General features: G+C 72.5%; 17 protein-coding genes, 1 tRNA gene and 1 pseudogene. 3 read left to right on the forward strand and 16 right to left on the reverse strand.

The genetic code is table 11. The features are described 5' to 3' along the window. Positions 1-11 precede the first annotated feature (11 nt). The 6 genes and pseudogenes from ACGFZN_RS11575 to ACGFZN_RS11600 all read right to left on the reverse strand — a co-directional run bounded on the left by ACGFZN_RS11575 (position 12) and on the right by ACGFZN_RS11600 (position 5,769). Complete coding sequence (locus ACGFZN_RS11575) at positions 12-287, reverse strand: DUF1876 domain-containing protein (protein WP_393858253.1); 276 nt, start codon at positions 285-287, stop codon at positions 12-14. Positions 288-342: 55 nt separating this feature from the next. Further along, positions 343-1,320: pseudogene (locus tag ACGFZN_RS11580) on the reverse strand (NAD(P)-dependent oxidoreductase); the annotation flags it as partial. Further along, complete coding sequence (locus tag ACGFZN_RS11585) at positions 1,284-2,129, reverse strand: EamA family transporter (protein WP_393858254.1); 846 nt, start codon at positions 2,127-2,129, stop codon at positions 1,284-1,286. The gene ACGFZN_RS11585 and the pseudogene ACGFZN_RS11580, both read right to left, overlap by 37 nt. Next, complete coding sequence (locus ACGFZN_RS11590; protein ID WP_393858255.1) at positions 2,126-2,641, reverse strand: YbaK/EbsC family protein; 516 nt, start codon at positions 2,639-2,641, stop codon at positions 2,126-2,128. The genes ACGFZN_RS11585 and ACGFZN_RS11590 overlap by 4 nt, the downstream gene beginning before the upstream one ends. A 150-nt stretch (positions 2,642-2,791) precedes the next feature. Further along, on the reverse strand, positions 2,792-5,017 hold the full coding sequence (locus ACGFZN_RS11595) for an MMPL family transporter (protein WP_393858256.1): 2,226 nt from the start codon (positions 5,015-5,017) through the stop codon (positions 2,792-2,794). A 146-nt stretch (positions 5,018-5,163) separates the two neighbouring features. After that, positions 5,164-5,769 (reverse strand): TetR/AcrR family transcriptional regulator, encoded by a 606-nt coding sequence (locus ACGFZN_RS11600; protein WP_393858257.1) that lies wholly within the window; start codon positions 5,767-5,769, stop codon positions 5,164-5,166. Between the two features lie 203 nt (positions 5,770-5,972). Between ACGFZN_RS11600 and ACGFZN_RS11605 the strand changes: the two genes are divergently transcribed. Then, positions 5,973-9,593: a S41 family peptidase gene (locus ACGFZN_RS11605; protein ID WP_393858258.1), complete on the forward strand. Its 3,621-nt coding sequence runs from the start codon at positions 5,973-5,975 to the stop codon at positions 9,591-9,593. A gap of 73 nt (positions 9,594-9,666) precedes the next feature. Here the strand turns inward: ACGFZN_RS11605 and ACGFZN_RS11610 are convergent, their stop codons facing one another. The 4 genes from ACGFZN_RS11610 to ACGFZN_RS11625 form a co-directional block, all read right to left on the reverse strand. After that, positions 9,667-9,882, reverse strand: a complete 216-nt coding sequence (locus ACGFZN_RS11610) for a hypothetical protein (protein WP_393858259.1) — start codon at positions 9,880-9,882, stop codon at positions 9,667-9,669. 101 nt (positions 9,883-9,983) lie between these two features. Further along, complete coding sequence (locus ACGFZN_RS11615) at positions 9,984-10,868, reverse strand: SDR family oxidoreductase (protein WP_393858260.1); 885 nt, start codon at positions 10,866-10,868, stop codon at positions 9,984-9,986. Further along, complete coding sequence (locus ACGFZN_RS11620) at positions 10,865-11,833, reverse strand: alpha/beta fold hydrolase (RefSeq protein ID WP_393858261.1); 969 nt, start codon at positions 11,831-11,833, stop codon at positions 10,865-10,867. The genes ACGFZN_RS11615 and ACGFZN_RS11620 overlap by 4 nt, the downstream gene beginning before the upstream one ends. After that, a complete protein-coding gene (locus ACGFZN_RS11625; RefSeq protein WP_393858262.1) occupies positions 11,830-13,461 on the reverse strand; it encodes an NAD(P)-binding domain-containing protein in 1,632 nt (543 codons plus the stop codon). The genes ACGFZN_RS11620 and ACGFZN_RS11625 overlap by 4 nt, the downstream gene beginning before the upstream one ends. Before the next feature lie 188 nt (positions 13,462-13,649). Here ACGFZN_RS11625 and ACGFZN_RS11630 point away from each other — a divergent pair, with 188 nt between their 5' ends. Then, the gene (locus ACGFZN_RS11630; RefSeq protein WP_393858570.1) at positions 13,650-14,270 is read left to right on the forward strand and encodes a MerR family transcriptional regulator; all 621 of its coding nucleotides are present in this window, start codon (positions 13,650-13,652) and stop codon (positions 14,268-14,270) included. 10 nt (positions 14,271-14,280) lie between these two features. Here the strand turns inward: ACGFZN_RS11630 and ACGFZN_RS11635 are convergent, their stop codons facing one another. Then, on the reverse strand, positions 14,281-15,084 hold the full coding sequence (locus ACGFZN_RS11635; protein WP_393858263.1) for an exodeoxyribonuclease III: 804 nt from the start codon (positions 15,082-15,084) through the stop codon (positions 14,281-14,283). A gap of 79 nt (positions 15,085-15,163) precedes the next feature. Here ACGFZN_RS11635 and ACGFZN_RS11640 point away from each other — a divergent pair, with 79 nt between their 5' ends. Then, entirely contained in the window at positions 15,164-15,640 is a 477-nt protein-coding gene (locus ACGFZN_RS11640) for a GNAT family N-acetyltransferase (protein WP_393858264.1), read from the forward strand. A 49-nt stretch (positions 15,641-15,689) separates the two neighbouring features. On the opposite strand, the gene ACGFZN_RS11645 is transcribed toward ACGFZN_RS11640, so the two are convergent. The 5 genes from ACGFZN_RS11645 to moaC form a co-directional block, all read right to left on the reverse strand. After that, positions 15,690-15,763, reverse strand: a tRNA-Ala gene (locus ACGFZN_RS11645). A 91-nt stretch (positions 15,764-15,854) separates the two neighbouring features. Further along, on the reverse strand, positions 15,855-17,075 hold the full coding sequence (gene glpR, locus ACGFZN_RS11650; RefSeq protein ID WP_393858265.1) for a gephyrin-like molybdotransferase receptor GlpR: 1,221 nt from the start codon (positions 17,073-17,075) through the stop codon (positions 15,855-15,857). A 197-nt stretch (positions 17,076-17,272) separates the two neighbouring features. Next, positions 17,273-17,905 (reverse strand): GNAT family N-acetyltransferase, encoded by a 633-nt coding sequence (locus tag ACGFZN_RS11655; RefSeq protein ID WP_393858266.1) that lies wholly within the window; start codon positions 17,903-17,905, stop codon positions 17,273-17,275. Between the two features lie 20 nt (positions 17,906-17,925). Then, positions 17,926-18,426: a molybdenum cofactor biosynthesis protein B gene (locus tag ACGFZN_RS11660; RefSeq protein ID WP_393858267.1), complete on the reverse strand. Its 501-nt coding sequence runs from the start codon at positions 18,424-18,426 to the stop codon at positions 17,926-17,928. Beyond that, positions 18,423-18,935, reverse strand: a complete 513-nt coding sequence (moaC, locus tag ACGFZN_RS11665) for a cyclic pyranopterin monophosphate synthase MoaC (protein ID WP_393858268.1) — start codon at positions 18,933-18,935, stop codon at positions 18,423-18,425. Before moaC ends, ACGFZN_RS11660 begins: the two co-directional genes overlap by 4 nt. Between the last annotated feature and the right edge of the window lie 12 nt (positions 18,936-18,947).

Raw genomic sequence — 18,947 nt, forward strand, 5'->3', positions numbered from 1 at the left:
GCGCGGCGGCGTCACACGTTGATCGTGTGCGACGTCCGTCCGGACGCCGCGTCGATCTCGTCGTGTGCCTTGGCCAGCAGTTCCATGGCCAGTTCGTTGAGGGCACGCGCGCCGGCGATCTCCTCGCCGACCCTCGGCTGGTTGGAGTCGACGCGGTGCCGGGTGGCGTGGCCGTGCGCCCGCACCTCGCTTCCGTCGGGCAAGCGCACCAGGGCCGCCGCCTTCGTGTGCTGATCGTCCTCCATGAACTCGAGCTCGACGTGCCATCCCACAGCGGTGTGCATCATGACGATCACCTCCGAAAACCCTTGCTTCCAGGGTGCGCCCCGGCACCCCGGCCCGTCATGTCGACGCCTGGTCGTCGAAGCTGGCGAAGTACGCGGCGGCCATGTCCTCGTCCGCGTGCCCCTGGGCGGCGGCGCGGGCGAGCCGCTCCGCGGTCGCGGCGGCCACGTCCAGCCGCACGCCGCCGCGCTCGCCGGCCCGCACGATGAGCCGGGCGTCCTTCTCGGCGGTGGCGACGGCGAACGACGCCGGCGTCAGCTTGCCGTCGAGGATCAGCGCGGCCTTGGCGCGCAGGTATCCCATGTCGAGCGGGCCGCCCTCGATCAGCTCGAAGAACGCCTGCGGATCCACGTCCAGGGCACGGGCGAGCGCGAGGACCTCACCGGCGGCCGCGGTGGCCGCGAGCACCCAGCTGTTGGCGACCAGCTTCAGCCGGCTGGCGCTGCCCTCGGCGCCGTCGGACCCGGTCCACAGGGTCTTCGCGCCGATCGCCTCGAAGACGGGCCCGACCGTCCTCCGGCCCTTCTCGGGCCCGGCGGCCAGCACGGTCAACTGCCCGGCCTCGGCGGGCTGCTTCGTGCCGAGGACGGGGGCGTCGTAGAAGACGAGCCCGTGCTCGCGGGCGAACGCCGCGAGGTCGCCGATCAGCTCGGTGCCGGCGGTGGTGCACTGCGCCCACACCAGACCGGGGCGCAGGGCCGGCGCGGCCTCGCGCATGACGTCCAGGACGGTGGCGCCGTCGTACAGCATCGTCAGGACGGCGTCGGCGCCCTCGACGGCCTCCGCGGGCGTGCCGGCGATCCGTGCGCCGTCGGCGGCGAGCGGCTCGGCCTTCTCCCGCGTGCGGTTCCACGCGCGCACGTCCAGTCCGGCGCGGCACAGGTTCCGGGCCATCGCGGCCCCCATGATCCCGGTGCCCAGAACGCTGACGGTCGGCTTGTCGGTCATTGACGGCTCCCTGTCGTCCGGTTGCTGCCCGGCGGCTCTGCCCTGCCGGGCTACCCGGCGTGCAGCATCAACCCGATGCCGAGCACCAGCAACCCGGCCGCCGCGATCCTGGGTGCCCCGAAACGCTCTTTGAAGAACACGGCGCCGATCGCGGCCCCGACGAGGATCGAGGACTCGCGCAGCGCGGCGATCGGGGCGAGTTCCGCGCGGGTCTGGGCCCACAGCACCAGGGCGTACGCGGTCACGGACAGGGCGGCGCCGAGCAGGCCGAGGGCGGCGTACGGGCGCAGCAGCCGGACGGTGCCGGCACGCGCGCGTGCGTACGTGTACGCCGGGATGACGACGCCCTGGATCGCCATGAGCCAGGCGATGTACCCGAGCGGCGAGTGCGCGGCGCGCACGCCGAGTCCGTCGGTCACCGTGTACGCGGCGATGGTCAGCCCGGTCGCGAGGGCCGCGCCGATCGCCGCCCAGTCGGGCCGGCTGCCGCGCAGCCCCCACAGGCTGACGCCGGTCAGCCCCACGCAGGACACGGCGATCCCGGCCAGCGCCCAACCGCCGGGCACCTCGTGGGCGAACACGGCGGCCAGCACGGTGACCACGAGCGGGGCGCTGCCGCGCGCGATGGGGTAGGCCTGCCCGAAGTCGCCGAGCCGGAAGGAGGTCATCAGCAGGGCGTAGTAGGCGATGTGGACGACCGCCGAGGTCAGCAGGTACGGCCACGCGGCCCTCGCCGGGAGCGCCACGAACGGCGCGATGGCGAGCCCGATCAGCACCCCGCCCCCGGAGATCAGGGTGAAGCCGACGAGCTTGTCGGTGATCCGGTGCGCGATGGCGTTCCAGCAGGCGTGGGTCACGGCGGCGAGGAGGACGGCGGCCGTGACGAGCGGGGTCACGCGGTCTGCTCGCGCACGTCCACCAGGTCGGCGCCGGCGTGGGCGACCAGTGCCTTCGGCTCGATCGGGAAGACGGTGTGCGGGGTTCCGGCGGCCGCCCACACCACGTCGTGGGCGAGCAGCCCGCGGTCGGCGAGGACGCGGGTGCGCGTGCGGTGCCCGAAGGGCGGCACGCCCCCGATGGCGTACCCGGTGGTCTCGCGGACGACTCCGGCGTCGGCGCGGCCGACCGTGCCCGCGCCCAGTTCCTGCCGCACCCGCTCGGTGTCCACCCGCGAGGCGCCGTCCATGAGGACCAGCACCGGCACCCCGTCGGCGGCGAAGACCAGCGACTTGCAGATCTGGCTCAGCTCGCACCCGATGGCCGCTGCGGCCTCGGCGGCGGTGCGGGTGCCCTCCGGGAACCTCCGGGCCCGTACGAGCACGTCCTGCAGCCCGAGGGCGCGCAGCGCCTCGGCGAACCGGGGGTGGGCTCCGAAGTCGTCGGCGTCAGTGGCGGCTGTCGTCGTCATGCAGGGCACGCTACGACATCGCGGTCGCCGCGCTCATCCGGGTTTCACCGGCGTGCGCGGATCACCGGCGTGCAGGGAGAAGGCCGGTGAGGGTGCGGCCCCGTCCCCACGGGCACCCTCACCGGCCGGTCCGTCGCCGGAGGCGGTACGTCAGACCCGTACCAGCTCCCGCTCCTCGTCCGGGTCGGCGTCCCTGCCGCCGGCCGCGGACCGTGTGCGCAGGCCCTCGCCCTCCACGTCCACGTTGGGCAGCGCCCGGTCGAGCCACGCCGGCAGCCACCAGGCACGCCGGCCGAGCAGGGCGAGGACCGCCGGGACGACGGCCATGCGGACGATGAACGCGTCGAAGAAGACGGCGACGGCGAGACCGAAGCCGATCATCTTGACCATCGCCTCGCTGGAGCCGATGAAGCCGGAGAAGACGGCGATCATGATGACGGCGGCGGCGGTGACGACCCGTGCGCCGTGCTTGAAGCCGGTGACCACGGCCTGGCCCGGCGTCTCGCCGTGGACGAACGCCTCCCGCATCCGGGTGACGAGGAAGACCTCGTAGTCCATGGCGAGGCCGAACACGACGCCCACCATGAAGATCGGCATCATCGACATCACCGGGCCGGTCTGCTCGACGTTCATCAGGCCGGACAGCCAGCCCCACTGGAAGACCGCGACGACCGCGCCGAGCGCCGCGAGCACGCTGAGCAGGAAGCCGAGCGCCGCCTTCAGCGGGACGAGGACCGAGCGGAAGACCACGATCAGCAGCAGGAAGGCCAGGCCCACCACCAGCGCCAGATAGGGCAGGAGGGCGTCGTTCAGCTTCTGCGAGACGTCGATGTTCATCGCCGTCGAGCCGGTGACCAGCACCTTGGAGCCGGTCTTCGCGGTGATGTCCGCGCCCTTGCCGCGGATGGCGTGCACCAGGTCCTCGGTGGTCTGCGACGACGGCTTGGACTTCGGTACGACGGTGATGGTCGCCGTGTCCCCGGCCTTGTTGGCCACGGCCGGGGTGACCGTGACGACGTCCTTCAGCCCCTTGATCTCGTCGCCGACCTCGGTGAACGCCTTCTTGGGGTGCGCGCTGTCCTTGGCGTCGACCACGACCATCAGCGGGCCGTTGAAGCCGGGCCCGAAGCCCTCGGAGAGCAGGTCGTAGGCGCGGCGCTGGGTGGTGGAGACCGGCTGGGAGCCGTCGTCGGGCAGACCCAGCTGCAGGGAGGCGGCCGGGACCGCGGCCGCGCCGAGGCCGAGCACGCCGAGGAGCAGGACGGCGACCGGGCGGCGCACGACGAAGCTCGCCCAGCGGGTGCCCATGTTCGGGCGGCCCGGCCTGCGAGGCGTACGGCCGCCGCCCAGCAGCCTGCTCTTCTCGCCGGCCGGCTTGATCCTGCGGCCCGCGAAGCCGAGCAGCGCCGGGATCAGCGTCAGCGCGATGAGGACGGCGATGGCGACCGTGCCCGCCGCCGCGATGCCCATCTTGGTCAGCATCGGGATGTTGACGACGGACAGGCCGACCAGGGCGATGACCACGGTGAGACCGGCGAAGACCACCGCCGAGCCCGCCGTGCCGACGGCCCGTCCGGCCGCGTCCTCGCGCTCGCGTCCCTCGGCCAGTTCCCCGCGGTAACGGGAGACGATGAAGAGGGCGTAGTCGATGCCGACGGCCAGGCCGATCATCGACGCCAGCGTGGAGGTCGTGGAGCCGAGATCCAGGGCGCTGGCGAGCGCCGTGATCGTGGAGACGCCGATGCCGACCCCGATGATCGCGGTGAGCAGCGGGAATCCGGCCGCGAGCAGCGAGCCGAAGGTGATGACGAGGACGACGGCGGCGATCCCGATGCCGATGACCTCGCTGGAACCGGTCTCCGGGGTGGCGTTCAGCGCGTCACCGCCGACCTCGACGGTCAGCCCGGCGTCCCGCGCGTGCTGCGCGGCCTCCTTCAGGGCGTCGCGGGAGGAGTCCTTCAGCTCCATGCCGGAGACCTTGTACTTCACCGAGGCGTACGCGATCGTGCCGCTCCGGCTGACCGCGTGCCCGGTGTAGGGGTCGGTGACGGAGGCGACCTCGGAGCCGCTCTTCAGCTCCTTCACCGTCTTCTCGACGGCCGCCTTGTTGTCGTGGCCGGTCATCTTCTCGCCGGCCGGCGCCTTGAAGACGACCCGCGCGGTGGCGCCGTCGGCGCTCATGCCGGGGAAGCGCTGCTGCAGCAGGTCGAAGGCCTTCTGCGCCTCGGTGCCGGGGATGGAGAAGGACGTGTTGCCGGCGGCCGGCGCGGAGGCGGCGCCCACCCCGGCGAGGGTGAGCAGCGCGACCCATATCAGGGCGACGAAGTGCCGTCGCCGGAAGGCGAGACGGCCCAGTCTGTAGAGAAACGTGGCCATTTCTGGCGTACTCCCGGTCAGGTCGTGTGGTTCATCAGGGCAGGGGTGATCAGCCCGACGACGTGAGCGGTGACGTCAGACGATGGGCTTGCTCGGGGAGGGGGTGGGGGTGGGGATGGGTTTCAGGGAAGGCGATCGGGTGGTGATCAGCCGGTGGTGACACCGAGGGCGGGGAGGACCACGGCGTCGATGTACGACAGCAGGAAGGCCTGCGTCGGCGGCTGCTCGTCGATGAGCGAGCGGGCGGCGAACCCGCCGATCATCATGTGCATCACATAGCCGATCGCCGGGTTGTCGGCGCGGACCTCACCGCGGTCGATCGCCCGTTGCAGCACACGGCGGAACGCCGCCAGCTCCGGCTCGACGAGATGCTCCTTGGACGCCCGTAGCAGGTCCGGGTTGCCGTGGACGGCCATCGCCAGGCCCCGCATCAGCGCGGAGTTCTGCTCCATCTCGCAGTCGTCGGAGCGCAGGGTGAGGGCGTGCAGGTCGCCTCTGAGCGACCCGGTGTCGACCTCGTCGGCGAGGCCGCCCGGCTTGTTGTGCCGCACCGCCTTGGCGACCAGCTCGGCCTTGCCGCCCCACTGGCGGTAGAGCGTGGCCTTGCTGGAGCGGGTGCGGGCGGCGACGGCGTCCATGGTCAGGGCGTCGTAGCCGACCTCGCGGAGCAGGTCGAGCACGGCCTCGTACAGCTCGGCCTCGCGCTCGGGCGTGATCCGACTGCGGCGCGCCGTTGCGACGGCGTCGGTCATGCCGTCCACCTCCCCACTCCGGAGCCTCCTGCTTGTGTACACCATGAACATACCCTGAGAGAGTTCGAAACGAAACCGTTTCGTACGTGTGCTGGGTCACGGGTGTGAGGACCGTATAAACGGCCCGTGCCGGTCCCGCGCAGGTCGCGGGCGCCGGTCGCGCACGAGTTGCTGTGCTCCTTCGACGGGAAAAGCATGGGAAGGTGAGCTATCTGCGCCATCCCCACCTCAGCGGCGACCTGCTGTGCTTCGTGGCCGAGGACGACCTCTGGCTGGCCCCGCTCGACACCCCGCGCCGGGCCTGGCGGCTCACGGCGGACCGCACCAAGGCCGGGCACCCCCGCTTCTCGCCGGACGGCAGCCGCATCGCCTACACCAACTGGCACACCCTCGAACCCGAGATCCACCTCGTCGGGGTCGACGGCGGGCCGGAGCGGCAGCTGACGTACTGGGGCAGTTCCGACACCCAGGTCTGCGGCTGGACACCGGAGGGCGACATCCTCGCCGTCGCCTCCCACGGCCAGCCCTTCTCCTACTTCACCTGGGCCTACAAGGTGTCCACCGACGGCGACCCCGGCCGCAAGCTGCCCTGGGGGCCGGTCGCCGACATCCAGGTCGCCGACGTCGACGGCGTGCACAAGACGCTGCTGCTCACCGGCACCCCGCCGCACGAACCGGCCTCCTGGAAGCGCTACCGGGGCGGCGCCATGGGCCGCCTCTGGCTGCACGGGCAGCAGCTCGTGCCCGACATCGGCGGCCATCTGGCCTGCCCGATGTTCGTCGCCGGCCGGATCGCCTTCCTCTCCGACCACGAGGGCGTGGGCAACCTCTACTCCTGCGCCCACGACGGCACCGACCTGCGCCGCCACACCGACCACGACGCCTTCTACGCCCGGCACGCCTCCAGCGACGGCACCCGGGTCGTCTACCAGTGCGCGGGCGACCTGTGGCTCGTCGACGACTTCTCCCCCGGCGCCGTACCGCGCAGGCTGGACGTCCGCCTCGCCGGTCCGGCCAACGGGCGCCGCCGCTACCAGGTGCCCGCCGCGCAGAACGTCGACGGCATCTCCGTGGACGAGACGGGCCGGGCCAGCGCCGTCGTGGTCCGCGGCAGCCTGTACTGGCTCACCCACCGCGACGGGCCCGCCCGCACGATCAGCGACACGCCCGGCGTACGGGTACGGCTCCCGGAGATGCTGGGCACGACCGGGCAGGTCGCGTACGTCACCGACGCGGAGGGCGAGGACGCCGTCGAGATCGCCCACCTGCCCCGAGCGACCGGCGACCGCACCCTGCGCCGCCTGGCCTCCGGCCGCCTGGGCCGCGTCCTGGAGATGGTCTCCGACCCCCTGGGCGAACGGCTCGCCGTCGCCTCGCACGACGGCCGGCTGCTCCTGATCGACGTGACGGAGGTGGGGGGCGAAGAGGCGCTGGAGGCGGGGGAGATCGCGGAGGCCGGGGAAGCCACGGGGACCACCGGAGACGAGCCCGCCGAACCCACCGGAGCCCAGGCCGCGGAGCCCGCCGGCGCCCAGACCACCGAACCCACCGAGCCGGCCGAACCCACCGGAGCCCAGCCCACGGAGCCCAGCGAAGCGACGCGGGCCACGGGCACCCGGCCCACGGAGCCCACCGAAGCCACGGGGACCACCGGCACCCGGCCCACCGAGCCCACCGGTGCGCAGGCCGGCGCCCCGACCGACGCCCCCGAAGACCAGCCCACCGCCCCCACCGAACCCGCCGCCCCCACCGAACCCGCCGCCCCCGCCGCCCCCACCGAACCCGCCGCCCCCGTCCAACCCGGCGGAGGCCAGGTCACCGAGTTGATCCGGTCCATCAACGGGCCCGTGCGCGACCTCGCCTTCTCCCCGGACGGGGCCTGGCTCACCTGGTCCCACCCGGGCATCGGCCGCTCGCTGCGCCAGATCAAGCTGGCCCGGATCAAGGACCGGCTGATCGTGGACGTGACCAACGGCCGTTTCGAGGACGAGAACCCGGTGTTCACCCGGGACGGCCGCTATCTCGCCTTCCTCTCCTGGCGCGGCTTCGACCCGGTGTACGACGTCCACACCGGCGACCTGTCGTTCCCGCTCGGCTGCCGCCCGTACCTCGTGCCGCTGAACTCCGCGACCCCTTCCCCCTTCGCGCTGAGCCCCGAGGGGCGTCCGGCGGCCGGCGGGCTCGACCCGGTCGAGGACGAGGAGACGGGCGAGGCGGGCACGGTGACCGTGGAGGTGGAGGGCCTGGCCAACCGGGTCACGCCGTTCCCGGTGATCGCCTCCAAGTACTCCGCGCTGCACCCGGTGGCGGGCGGCGGACTGGTCTGGCTGCGCTGGCCGATCTCCGGAGCGCTCGGCGAGACCTTCGCCAACCCCTCCGACATCAGCGGCCGCCCCACCCTGGAGTACTTCAACATCACCAAGGCGAAGAAGTCCGAACTGGTCGACCACCTGGACTGGTTCGCGGTCAGCGGCGACAGCACCCGGCTGGTCGTGGTGGACGAGGGCGATCTGCGCGCGGTGCCCGCGACGGAGCTGGGCGACAGCGACACGACCGTCTGGATCGACCTGCGCCGCATCCTGCACGTGGTCGACCCGCCCGCCGAGTGGCGCCAGGCCTTCGACGAGGCCGGCCGGATCATCCGCGCCTACTTCTGGGACCCCGGGATGTGCGGCATCGACTGGGACGGGGTGCTCGACCAGTACCGGCCCCTCGTCGAACGGGTCGCCTCTCCGGACGAGTTCGCGGACCTGCTCCGCGAGGTCCTCGGTGAACTGGGCACCTCGCACGCCTACGTCACCGCCGCCCGCCGCAACGAGGGCCCGCCCCACTACCAGCGCTGGCAGGGCCTGCTCGGCGCCAACCTCGTCCGCCGGGACGGCGGTTGGACGATCAAGCGCATCCTGCCGGGTGACTCCTCGGACTCCAGGGCCCGTTCACCGCTGGCCGGCACGGGCATCCGTGACGGCTCGGTGCTCACCCATGTCAACGGTTCCCCGGTCGACCCGGTGACCGGGCCGTTCCCGCTGCTCGCCGGTTCCGGCGGTACGACCGTGGAGCTGACGTTCCTCCCGCCGGAGGGCGAGCCGGGCCGGGCCCGCCGGGTCGCCGTCGTCCCGCTCATCGACGAACGCCCGCTGCGCTACCAGGACTGGGTCGCCAAACGCCGGGAGGTCGTACGCGAGCTGAGCGGCGGCAAGTGCGGCTATCTGCACATCCCCGACATGGGCGGCTCGGGCTGGGCCCAGTTCAACCGCGACCTGCGCATGGAGGTGTCCCGGCCCGCCCTGATCGTGGACGTGCGCGGCAACGCGGGCGGCCACATCAGCGAACTCGTCATCGAGAAGCTGACCCGGACGATCCTGGGCTGGGACCTGACCAGGGACGCGCAGCCGGTGTCGTACACCTCGAACGCGCCCCGGGGCCCGATCGTCGCCCTCGCCGACGAGGCGACCTCGTCGGACGGCGACATGATCACCGCCGCCTTCAAACTGCTGAAGCTCGGCCCGGTGGTCGGCACGCGCACCTGGGGCGGTGTGGTCGGCATGACCGGCCGGCACCGGCTGGGCGACGGCACGGTCATCACGGTCCCGATGAACGCGGCCTGGTTCGACGCCTACGGCTGGTCCGTGGAGAACCACGGCGTCACCCCCGACCTGGAGATCATGCGCACTCCCCTGGACTGGGCCGAGGGCAGGCACGCCCAGATGGACGACGCGATCCAACTCGCCCTGGAACTCCTGGAGTCCAACCCCGCCGCCATCCCTCCCGACTACAGCGAGGTCCCCGACCGAACCCGCCCCAAGCTCCCGCCGCGGACCTGAAGAGAAAAAGACGCAGGGCACCCTCCGCGAAGAAGGGCGCCCCACGCCAACCGGCCAAAGCCGAGCGCAGCGACTAGGCGTCGTAGTCCCGGTCGAAGCGGTCTTCCATCTCCGACTCGGTGTCCTCGATGTCGCGCAGGTTCTCGCGGCCGCGCTGCGGCTGCTGCCCGCCACGCTGGGGCTGCTGCTGGCCGCCGCGCTGGGGCTGCTGGCCGGCACGCTCGCGCGCCTCACCGAGCTTCTGCTTGCCCTGTTCCTGCCACTCGTTGGCCTTGTCCTTCATACCCATGTGGGTTCACTCCCGTGGTGGGTGAGGTGGGGAATCGGCCCCTCAGTTCCTCAGTGGGGCCTCACCCAGATTCACACGGGCGACCACGGAGCGCATGTGGATCAGTCACGCTGAGTAGCGCGGGCTGCCTCGTCGGCCGCCCCACCTGCACCGACGAGTCCTGAGCGCATCCCCTGCAGCCGCGGTGCGAACCGCTTCATCTCGCGCTGCCCGACCGTCCCGATGAGCGCCGGCAGATAGCCGCGCACGCCCTGCATGCCGCGCAGCCACCACTGCCCGTACACATGCGCCGAGCGCCGCTCGATCCCGGCGACCAGCCGGTCCACCGCCGGACCCAGCGGATAGGTCTTGTTGGACGGCCACGGCAGCCGCTGCCGCAGCTCCCGCATGACGTCGTCCTGGTCGGCGCCGCGCACCATGTCGGTGTCGGTCCAGGACAGGTACGCGACGCCGACCCGCACGCCCTGGTAGCCGACCTCGGCGCGCAGGCTGTGCGCGTACGCCTCCACGCCCGACTTGGACGCGCAGTACGCCGACATCATGGGCGCCGGGGTGATCGCGGCGAGGGAGGCGATCTGCAGCAGATAGCCCCGGCTCTCCACCAGCACCGGCAGGAAGGCCCGCGCGGTCACCGCCGATCCGATCAGGTTGACCTCGATCACCCGCCGCCAGGCCTGCGGATCGGAGTCGATGAACGGACCGCCCGTCGCCACCCCGGCGTTGGCGACCACGATGTCGACCTTCCCGAACCGCGCCTTGACCTCCTGCGCGACCCGGCTCATGGCCTCGTGGTCGGTGACGTCGGCGTACCAGTGGGCGCTCTCGCTGTGCAGCCGCGAGGAGACGTCCTTGAGGGCGTCCTCCTCCAGACCGACCAGCGCGACCTTCGCGCCGCGCGCGGAGAGCTTGCGGGCCAGCAGCTCACCGACGCCGCGCGCCGCCCCGGTGACGACCGCGACCTGTCCTTCGAGGCTCACCCTGCTCATGCGCCCTCCTTGATCTGTGCGGGGCCGGCCCCCGTGGCTTCGGACGTGGTGTGTGCGGTGACGTACGTGGTGACGAGTTCCCGGATCCGGCCGGTCACCCGGTCGGGGGCCTCGATCGGGGTCATGTGGCCGACGCCCGCCAGTTCGGTCAGGCCGACGCACTGCGGCAGCGCGGCGACCAGCGCGTGGGCGTGCACCACGGGCGTGAGCCGGTCGGACGCGCCGTGCACGATCGCGGTGGGCGTGTGCAACTCCCGTACGCCGTGGTCGAGATCGAGCGACTCGAGGACGGCGGCCCAGGCGTGGCGTACGGCGCGCGGGCAGGCGTGCACGATCCGGGCGCACGCCTCCACCATGTGCGGGGCCGAACCGGCGCCCATGGTGGCGTACTTGAGGATGCGCTTGGCGACCGGCGTGACCGGCCCGAGGGGGGCGCGCGAGCCGAGGATGCGCCCGGTGATCCAGGTGCGCACCCGCCCGGCGCCCAGCGGCAGCACCCGCGACTGGGCGACCAGCCGCGAGCTGCCGGTGCTGCACAGCAGGACGGCGGCGGCGTGCTCCCGGAAGCGGGGGCGCGCGGCGGCGGCCATGACCGTCATCCCGCCCATGGAGTGGCCGACGATCAGCGCCTTCTCGCCGGGCGCGAGCGTCTGCGCGAGCACCGCTTCGAGGTCGTCCGCCAGCGCCTCGGTGGTGCACGCGGGGCTCACGGGGCTGCGCCCGTGCCCCCGCTGGTCGTATGCGATCACCCGGTGGTCGGCGGCGAGGTCCCGTATCTGCGCGGCCCAGAAGGCCGTCGAGCAGGTCCAGCCGTGGGAGAGGACGACGGGCGGCGCGTCCTCGGGGCCGTGCACCTCGACGTGCAGCGGGGCGCCGTCGGCGGAGACGACGGTGAGTTCGCGGGCGGGAGCGGGCGGGGCGTACGGCCCGGAGGTGACCCAGGCGGCGGGGGCGGGCCGGCTCATGCGGCGCCCTCGCTCTGCCCGGCGGCGGCCACCGTCTTCGGCGCGGCCGTGCCGGACGGCTCGGCGCTCGGTGCGGTGGTGCCCGACGGCTCGGCGCTCGGTGGGGTGGTGCCCGACGGCTCGGCAGTCGATGCGGCCGGGCCCGACGACCGGGCGGCGGACCCGCGGACGACCTCGTACTCGGCCAGGTCCACCCGGCGGGTCGCGCGCCGGAACTCCGACGTCGTACCGGGCCAGATGGTGGTGTTGCGGCCGCTGTCGTCGAGGTACCAGCTGGTGCAGCCGCCGGTGTTCCACACCGTGCGCTTCATCCGCTCCTGGACCCTGCGGTTCCAGTCCTCGACGGCCGCCGGCCGGGCATCGAGGGCCGTACGGCCGCCGAGGACGTTCAGTTGGCGCAGATAGTCGGCCATGTAGTTCAGCTGCGACTCGATCATGAGGATCATCGAGGAGTTCCCGAGGCCGGTGTTGGGCCCGATGATCGTCATCCAGTTGGGGAACCCGGCGGCCGCGGCGCCGCGCAGCGCCTGCATGCCGTTCTTCCAGGACTCGGCGAGGGTGATCCCCTCGGCGCCGACCACCCGCTCGGCGATCGGCATGTCCGTGACGTGGAAGCCCGTACCGAAGATGATCGCGTCGACCTCGGCCTCGGTGCCGTCGGCGGCCACGACGGTCGAGCCGCGGATCTCGCTGAGTCCGCTGGCCACGACGTCCACGTTCGGCCGGGCCAGCGCCGGGTAGTACTCGCTGGACAGCAGGATCCGCTTGCAGCCGATCCGGTAGTCGGGGGTGAGCTTGGCGCGCAGGGCCGGGTCCTTGATGGCGCGGGCCATGTTGCGCTTGGCGAGCTGTTCGACCAGGCCGAGTTCCTCGGGGTGCTTGGTGAACGCCTGCACCTGCAGCTCGCGGATGCCCCACAGCAGCCCGCGCCGCAGCTGGGTGGTGAAGGGGAGCATCCGGTGCAGCCGGCGCTCGGCGCCGCTGATGGCCCGGTCCATGCGGGGCATCACCCACGGCGGGGTCCGCTGGAAGAGGGTGAGCCGGCCGACCTTGGGCTGGATGGAGGGCACGATCTGGATGGCGGAGGCGCCGGTGCCGACCATGGCGACGCGCTTGCCGGCGAGGTCGTAGTCGTGGTCCCAGCGGGCGGAGTGGAACACCTTGCCGGGGAAGGTCTCCAGGCCCGGGATCTCGGGGATCTTCGGGTCGGACAGCGGCCCGGTGGCGGAGACGACGACGTCGGCGGTGAGCGTGCCCCGCACGGTCTCGATCTCCCACCACAGCTTCTCGGTGTCCCAGGTCATCAGCTTGACCTCGGAGTCGAAGCGGATGTGCGGGCGCAGCCCGAACAGGTCGGTGACGTGCTCCAGATAGGCGCGGATGTGCCGCTGCCCGGAGAAGGTGCGCGGCCAGTCGGGGTTGGGCGCGAAGGAGAAGGAGTAGAGGTGGGAGGGCACGTCGCAGGCGCACCCGGGGTAGCTGTTGTCCCGCCAGGTGCCGCCCACGCTGTCCGCCCGCTCCAGGACGACGAAGTCGGTGATCCCTTCGCGGCGCAGCCGCACGGCGGCTCCCAGACCGCCGAACCCGGACCCGATCACCGCCACCCGTACATGCTCGTGCTGGGCCATCCCGAAGCCTCCACGCATCGCCTTCGACTCTGCCAGTGAACACTGGCGCAATGGGACTGTAGAGCAGCTCCGTACTGAGCGGTAGGGGTCGGGGAAGGAAAGTTACCGGCGGTACAACATAGGCTTCGGGCGTGGCAGAGGACACGGAGCACCCGGAGGCACGGCCGCCAGGACGGCGCGAGTACCGCATGGAGGAGCTGGCGCGGCTCGCCGGCATCACCGTGCGCACCCTGCGCTTCTACCGTGAGCGCAAGCTGATCCCGCCGCCCCGCCGCGAGGGCCGCATCGCCTGGTACGACGACCACCACCTGGCCCGTCTGCGCACCATCGCCGCCCTGCTGGAGCGCGGCCACACCCTCAGCGGCATCGCCGAACTCGCCGAGGCCCTCGACCAGGGCCGCGACGTCGCCGACCTGCTCGGCGTCGGCACGCCCACGGAGGAGGAGCCGGTCCGCCTCACCCCGGAGGAACTCGCCGCCCGCTTCGAGGGCGAGGTCACCCCGGAGAACCTCGCCGCCGCCATGGAGCTGGGCTATCTCGGCACCGACGGCGACGAGATCGTCCACATCAGCCGCCGTCTGCTGGACGTGTCCTCCGCGCTGGTCCGCGAGGGCATCCCGCTCGCCGAGGTCCTCGCGGCCGGCGCCCGCGTCCGCGAACACGCCGACGCCCTGGCCGGACTCTTCACCGACCTGATCCTGCGCCACGCCCCCGAGGAGGACCTCCACCGCCTGCGCCCCCTGGCCCGCAACGTGGTGGAGGCGGAACTGTCCCTGGCCCTGGACCGGCGGATCAGCAAGCGGGACTGAGGGTCCGGAACTACAGGTCGTAGACGACCGTCACCGGCGCGTGGTCCGACCAGCGCTCGGCGTGCGTGGCCGCGCGCTCGACGAAGCCCTTAACGGCCTTCCCGGCGAGCTTGGGCGTGGCGACGTGGTAGTCGATGCGCCACCCGGAATCGTTGTCGAACGCCCTCCCCCGGTACGACCACCAGGTGTACGGCCCCTCCGTCCCGGGATGCAGGGCGCGCACGACGTCCACGTAGCCGCCCTCCTCGGCGGCGAACACGCGGCCGAGCCAGGCGCGTTCCTCGGGCAGGAAGCCGGAGTTCTTCGTGTTGCCGCGCCAGTTCTTCAGGTCGGCCTGCTGGTGGGCGATGTTCCAGTCGCCGCAGACGACGACCTCGCGGCCCTCGGCGGCGGCCCGCTCGCGCAGCGCCCTGAGGTGGGCGAGGAACTCGTCCATGAACCGGATCTTCTCGTCCTGCCGCTCGGTGCCGGCCTCGCCGGAGGGCAGATAGAGGGAGGCGACCGTGACGCCGGGCAGATCGGCCTCGGCGTAGCGCCCGCTGCCGTCGAACTCGGCCGAGCCGAAGCCGACGCGGACGGCGTCGGGTTCGCGCCGGGTGTAGAGGGAGACGCCCGCGCGGCCCTTGGCGGCGGCCGGGGCGTGCAGGACGTGCCAGCCGTCGGGCCGGCGCACCTCCTCGGGCAGCTGGTGCGGCTCGGCACGCACCTCCTGCAGGCAGACGACGTCCGCGTCCGTCTGCGCGAGCCACTCCACGAAGCCCTTCCTGGCGGCGGCTCGCAGCCCGTTCACGTTCACCGAGGTCACAGTCAGCACCCGGGCACGATACCGGCACACTGGTCGGAGCCCGCACCAGCCCGGGGCCCACCGACTGCATAGAAGTACGATGCCCAGCATGATTATTCGCCGAGTCCGTTTCGATCACCCCGACGCCGTGAAGCTCAACGACGAGGTCCAGGCCGAGTACGCCGAGCGGTACGGCGACGAGGGGGACGCCACCGTCCTCGCCCCGACGGACTTCGACCCGCCGAACGGCGTCTACCTGATCGTCTACGACGAGTTCGACCGCCCCGTGGCCACCGGCGGCTGGCGCAGCCAGGACCGCAACGAGGAGGGCAACGAGGACGGCGACGCGGAGCTGAAGCGCATGTTCGTCGTCGCCGAGATGCGCGGCCGGGGCCTCGCCCGCCGCATCCTCGCGGCCCTGGAGGAGGACGCCCGGGCGGCCGGGCGGGTCCGGATGGTGCTGGAGACGGGCACCAAGCAGCCGGAGGCCATCGCGTTGTACACCTCCAGCGGCTACGAACCGTGCGCAAAGTTCGGCTACTACCGCCACCACGCGGACAGCCTCTGCTTCGCCAAGCGGCTGTAGAGACGATGAAGCCCCGGTCGGCTTTCGCCGACCGGGGCTTCATGCTGCGTGGACCTGAGGGGATTTGAACCCCTGGCCCCCTCGATGCGAACGAGGTGCGCTACCGGACTGCGCCACAGGCCCTTGCAACGAGTGAAACTTTAGCATCCCGATCCGGGTGCTTGGAAATCCGTTCCCGGACTGGTCAGCGCGGCTTCGGGAAGTGTGGCGGGCGTCACTCGTTCGCCGCGCGCGGGCGGTCGCGGTCCTCGTACTGGTCGAACAGGGGCGTGCGGCCGCGCTCGCGCGACCGGCGCGCGGAGGCGCCGGGGCCCTGCCCGCGGGAGCGGTTGCGGGCCGGGGGAAGCGCGTCCTTGCGGCCACCGGCCGGCGCGTCCGGGGAGGCGGACGCCTGCTCGCCGGCCTCCGCCTGCGGCGCGTGGTCCGGCTCCTGCTCCGGCGCGACCGAGCTGGAACGCGCCGAGCTCCAGGTGTCGGGCGCGCCGAGATCCACGTCGGACGTGGCGCGCGGCGCGACCGGCGCGGTCACGTACGTCGGCAGGGGCACCGGCACCGGGTCCCAGCTGTCGCCGCCGGGCCGCCGCTGCCGCTCCCGCTGCTGGTCGACCCACTCGGCGTGGTCCGTCTGCTCGACCAGGGCGCGCCGGTCGGCGGCGAGCGCGGCGAGTCCGGGGTCCGTCGCCGTCTCGGGGGCCTCCTCCGGTTCGTCGGCGCCGGGGCCGGCGTCCAGGGGGGCACGGCGGCGCGGCTGGCGCTCCCGCTCGCGCAGCCGCTGGGCGGCGACCTCCGCGCGGCGGCGGTCCATCTGGTAGGCGAAGCGGCGGCGCTCCTGGGAGCGCAGATAGGCGATGTAGGCGCTGAGCAGCACGGCCGGTACGGCGGGCGCCCACAGGAAGGCGAGTCCGCCGACGGCGGCGACGATCGCGCCCAGGGTGAAGGCGAGGAAGAGCACCACGGTGGTACGCCGGCGGCGCGCGAGAACCTTCGAGCGCCGGGCGCGTGCCGCGGCCGCCTGCGCGGAGGGCGTCGGCCGCGCGGATCCCGTCCGTTCCCGCGGGGGCGGGGAAGAGGACTTGGGCGAGGGCGCGGCGGCCTGCTCGTGCGCCGGTTCCGCCCTCTGGGGTGACTCGGGCTCGACGCCGGCGTCGGGCTGACGGCGGGTGGGAGGCACGGCGAAGGCCCGGACGTCCACCGAGTCGGTGACGGCGTCCGGTTCGCCGGTGTCCGGCTCCCCCTCCTGGGCGGAGCGTGCCCGCAGGTCCCTGGCGTACCGGCGCTCCATTCCCGCCCGTCCGGACAGCAGCCGGATGGCGGTGCTGAAGCGTTCCGTCGGACGGGCCTCGTTCAGCTCGTCCTGCCTACGGAGCCACATCGGCACCAAGTAGGCGGCCCAGGCCCCGACAATGACTGCGTAGATGAGGCCGCTGCTGCTCACGTCTCACACCGTAGAGGGGTTTACGCGAGGCCATCCGCCAATTGGGCCGGTGTGTCGCACGATCTGGCTGATATTTCCAGCTTTTTTTGCGACCGATGCGATCAGTGGACCAGCGCAGACGGGAATTCAATGCCCCTGAGACGGTCAACAACCGATCAATTTCGAACACACATTCAATTACGTCCGCCGGTGCGCGGCTAGGCGCGATTCTCCGGCGTGTTCTGCGGATTGCGGCGCTCCGCCTGAGAGCGTGCCCGCTTCCACCGCGCCAGCAAACCGTCGGGCACCTCTTCGGCGGTGAGCGCGAACACCAGGTGGTCCCGCCAGGCGCCGTCGATGTGCAGATAGCGCGGCCGGAGCCCCTCCTCGCGGAATCCGAGTTTCTCCACGACCCGGCGGCTCGGCCGGTTCTCGGGGCGAATGCAGACCTCGACGCGGTGCAGCCCGACCGTGCGGAAGCAGTGGTCCACCACGAGCGCGACCGCCGTCGGCATCACCCCGCGCCCGGCCACCGCCTCATCCACCCAGTAGCCCACGTGGCCCGAGCACATCGATCCCCAGGTGATCCCGGCGACCGTCAGCTGCCCGACGAGCCGGCCCTGGTACTCGATGACGAACGGCAGCATCCGGCCGGCGCTCGCCTCGGACCGCAGGTGCCGGACCATCTGCCGGTAGGTCGGCCGGTGCGCTATCGGCCCGCTCGGCGTGGGCGGCGGGATGGTCGCCTCCCAGGGGCGCAGCCAGTCGCGGTTGCGCCGGTTCACCTCGCGCCAGGCCCGCTGGTCGCGCAGCCGTATCGGCCGGAGGACGACATCGCCGTCCGCCAGCACGACGGGCCAGGATGGGCTGTTCAGCTCGCACCCCCGCTTCCGGATCCGGCGTGGTCGCCGCCGCGGATCTGGTCGACGGCGTGCACCAGCAGAGTCTCCAGCACGGCGAGGCCGTCCTTCACGCCGCCCGTGGAACCGGGCAGGTTGACGATCAGGGTCCGGCCCGCCACCCCGGCCAGTCCCCGGGACAGCGCCGCGGTCGGCACCTTCTGCAGGCCGAACGCCCGGATGGCCTCCGCTATGCCCGGCACCTCGCGGTCGATCACCGCGCGGGTCGCCTCCGGCGTGCGGTCCGTCGGGGAGATGCCGGTGCCGCCGGTGGTGACGATCGCGTCGTAGCCGGCGTCGACCCCCGCGCGCAGGGCCGCCTCGACGGGCTCCCCGTCCGGGACGACCCGGGGGCCGTCGACGGCGAACCCGAAGCGCTTCAGGCCGTCGGCGACCAAGGGGCCGCCCCTGTCCTCGTAGACACCCGCGGCGGCCCTGTTGGACGCGGTGACCACCAGAGCCCGGTAGCTCATGCCCGGCTCCAGTCGCCCGACTTGCCGCCCGTCTTCTCCTCCACGCGCACGTCCGTGATGACCGCCTTCTTGTCGACCGCCTTGACCATGTCGATCACGGTGAGCGCGGCGACCGTCACGGCGGTGAGGGCCTCCATCTCGACGCCCGTACGGTCCGTGGTCTTCACGGTGGCCTGGATCTCCACGGCGTCGTCCGCGACCGACAGGTCCAGTTTCACACCCGACACCGACAACGGGTGGCACAGCGGGATCAGGTCCGGGGTGCGCTTGGCGCCCATGATCCCGGCGATACGGGCGGTGGCGAGGGCGTCGCCCTTGGGCATCCCCTCGCCGCGCAGCAGCTCCACCACGCGCGGGGAGACGAGGACGCGGCCGCTGGCGCGGGCGGTGCGCGCGGTCACGTCCTTGCCGGAGACGTCGACCATGCGGGCGGCGCCCGCCTCGTCGATGTGCGTCAGGCCGTCCTGCACAGAGGGTCCGGGGGTCTCCCCCCGGAAAGACTCAGTCATGCTGTGTGCCGC

Source organism: Streptomyces sp. NPDC048192, assembly GCF_043202415.1.
In the GTDB taxonomy this organism is placed as follows: Bacteria; Actinomycetota; Actinomycetes; order Streptomycetales; family Streptomycetaceae; genus Streptomyces.

What these genes read in the sequence shown, in the direction of transcription:
- ACGFZN_RS11575 (WP_393858253.1), bottom strand. Translation starts at nt 287, where the DNA reads ATGATGCACACCGCTGTGGGATGGCACGTCGAGCTCGAGTTCATGGAG.
- ACGFZN_RS11590 (WP_393858255.1), bottom strand. Translation starts at nt 2,641, where the DNA reads ATGACGACGACAGCCGCCACTGACGCCGACGACTTCGGAGCCCACCCC.
- ACGFZN_RS11595 (WP_393858256.1), bottom strand. Translation starts at nt 5,017, where the DNA reads ATGGCCACGTTTCTCTACAGACTGGGCCGTCTCGCCTTCCGGCGACGG.
- ACGFZN_RS11600 (WP_393858257.1), bottom strand. Translation starts at nt 5,769, where the DNA reads ATGACCGACGCCGTCGCAACGGCGCGCCGCAGTCGGATCACGCCCGAG.
- ACGFZN_RS11610 (WP_393858259.1), bottom strand. Translation starts at nt 9,882, where the DNA reads ATGGGTATGAAGGACAAGGCCAACGAGTGGCAGGAACAGGGCAAGCAG.
- ACGFZN_RS11615 (WP_393858260.1), bottom strand. Translation starts at nt 10,868, where the DNA reads ATGAGCAGGGTGAGCCTCGAAGGACAGGTCGCGGTCGTCACCGGGGCG.
- ACGFZN_RS11620 (WP_393858261.1), bottom strand. Translation starts at nt 11,833, where the DNA reads ATGAGCCGGCCCGCCCCCGCCGCCTGGGTCACCTCCGGGCCGTACGCC.
- ACGFZN_RS11625 (WP_393858262.1), bottom strand. Translation starts at nt 13,461, where the DNA reads ATGGCCCAGCACGAGCATGTACGGGTGGCGGTGATCGGGTCCGGGTTC.
- ACGFZN_RS11630 (WP_393858570.1), top strand. Translation starts at nt 13,650, where the DNA reads ATGGAGGAGCTGGCGCGGCTCGCCGGCATCACCGTGCGCACCCTGCGC.
- ACGFZN_RS11640 (WP_393858264.1), top strand. Translation starts at nt 15,164, where the DNA reads ATGATTATTCGCCGAGTCCGTTTCGATCACCCCGACGCCGTGAAGCTC.
- ACGFZN_RS11660 (WP_393858267.1), bottom strand. Translation starts at nt 18,426, where the DNA reads ATGAGCTACCGGGCTCTGGTGGTCACCGCGTCCAACAGGGCCGCCGCG.
- moaC (WP_393858268.1), bottom strand. Translation starts at nt 18,935, where the DNA reads ATGACTGAGTCTTTCCGGGGGGAGACCCCCGGACCCTCTGTGCAGGAC.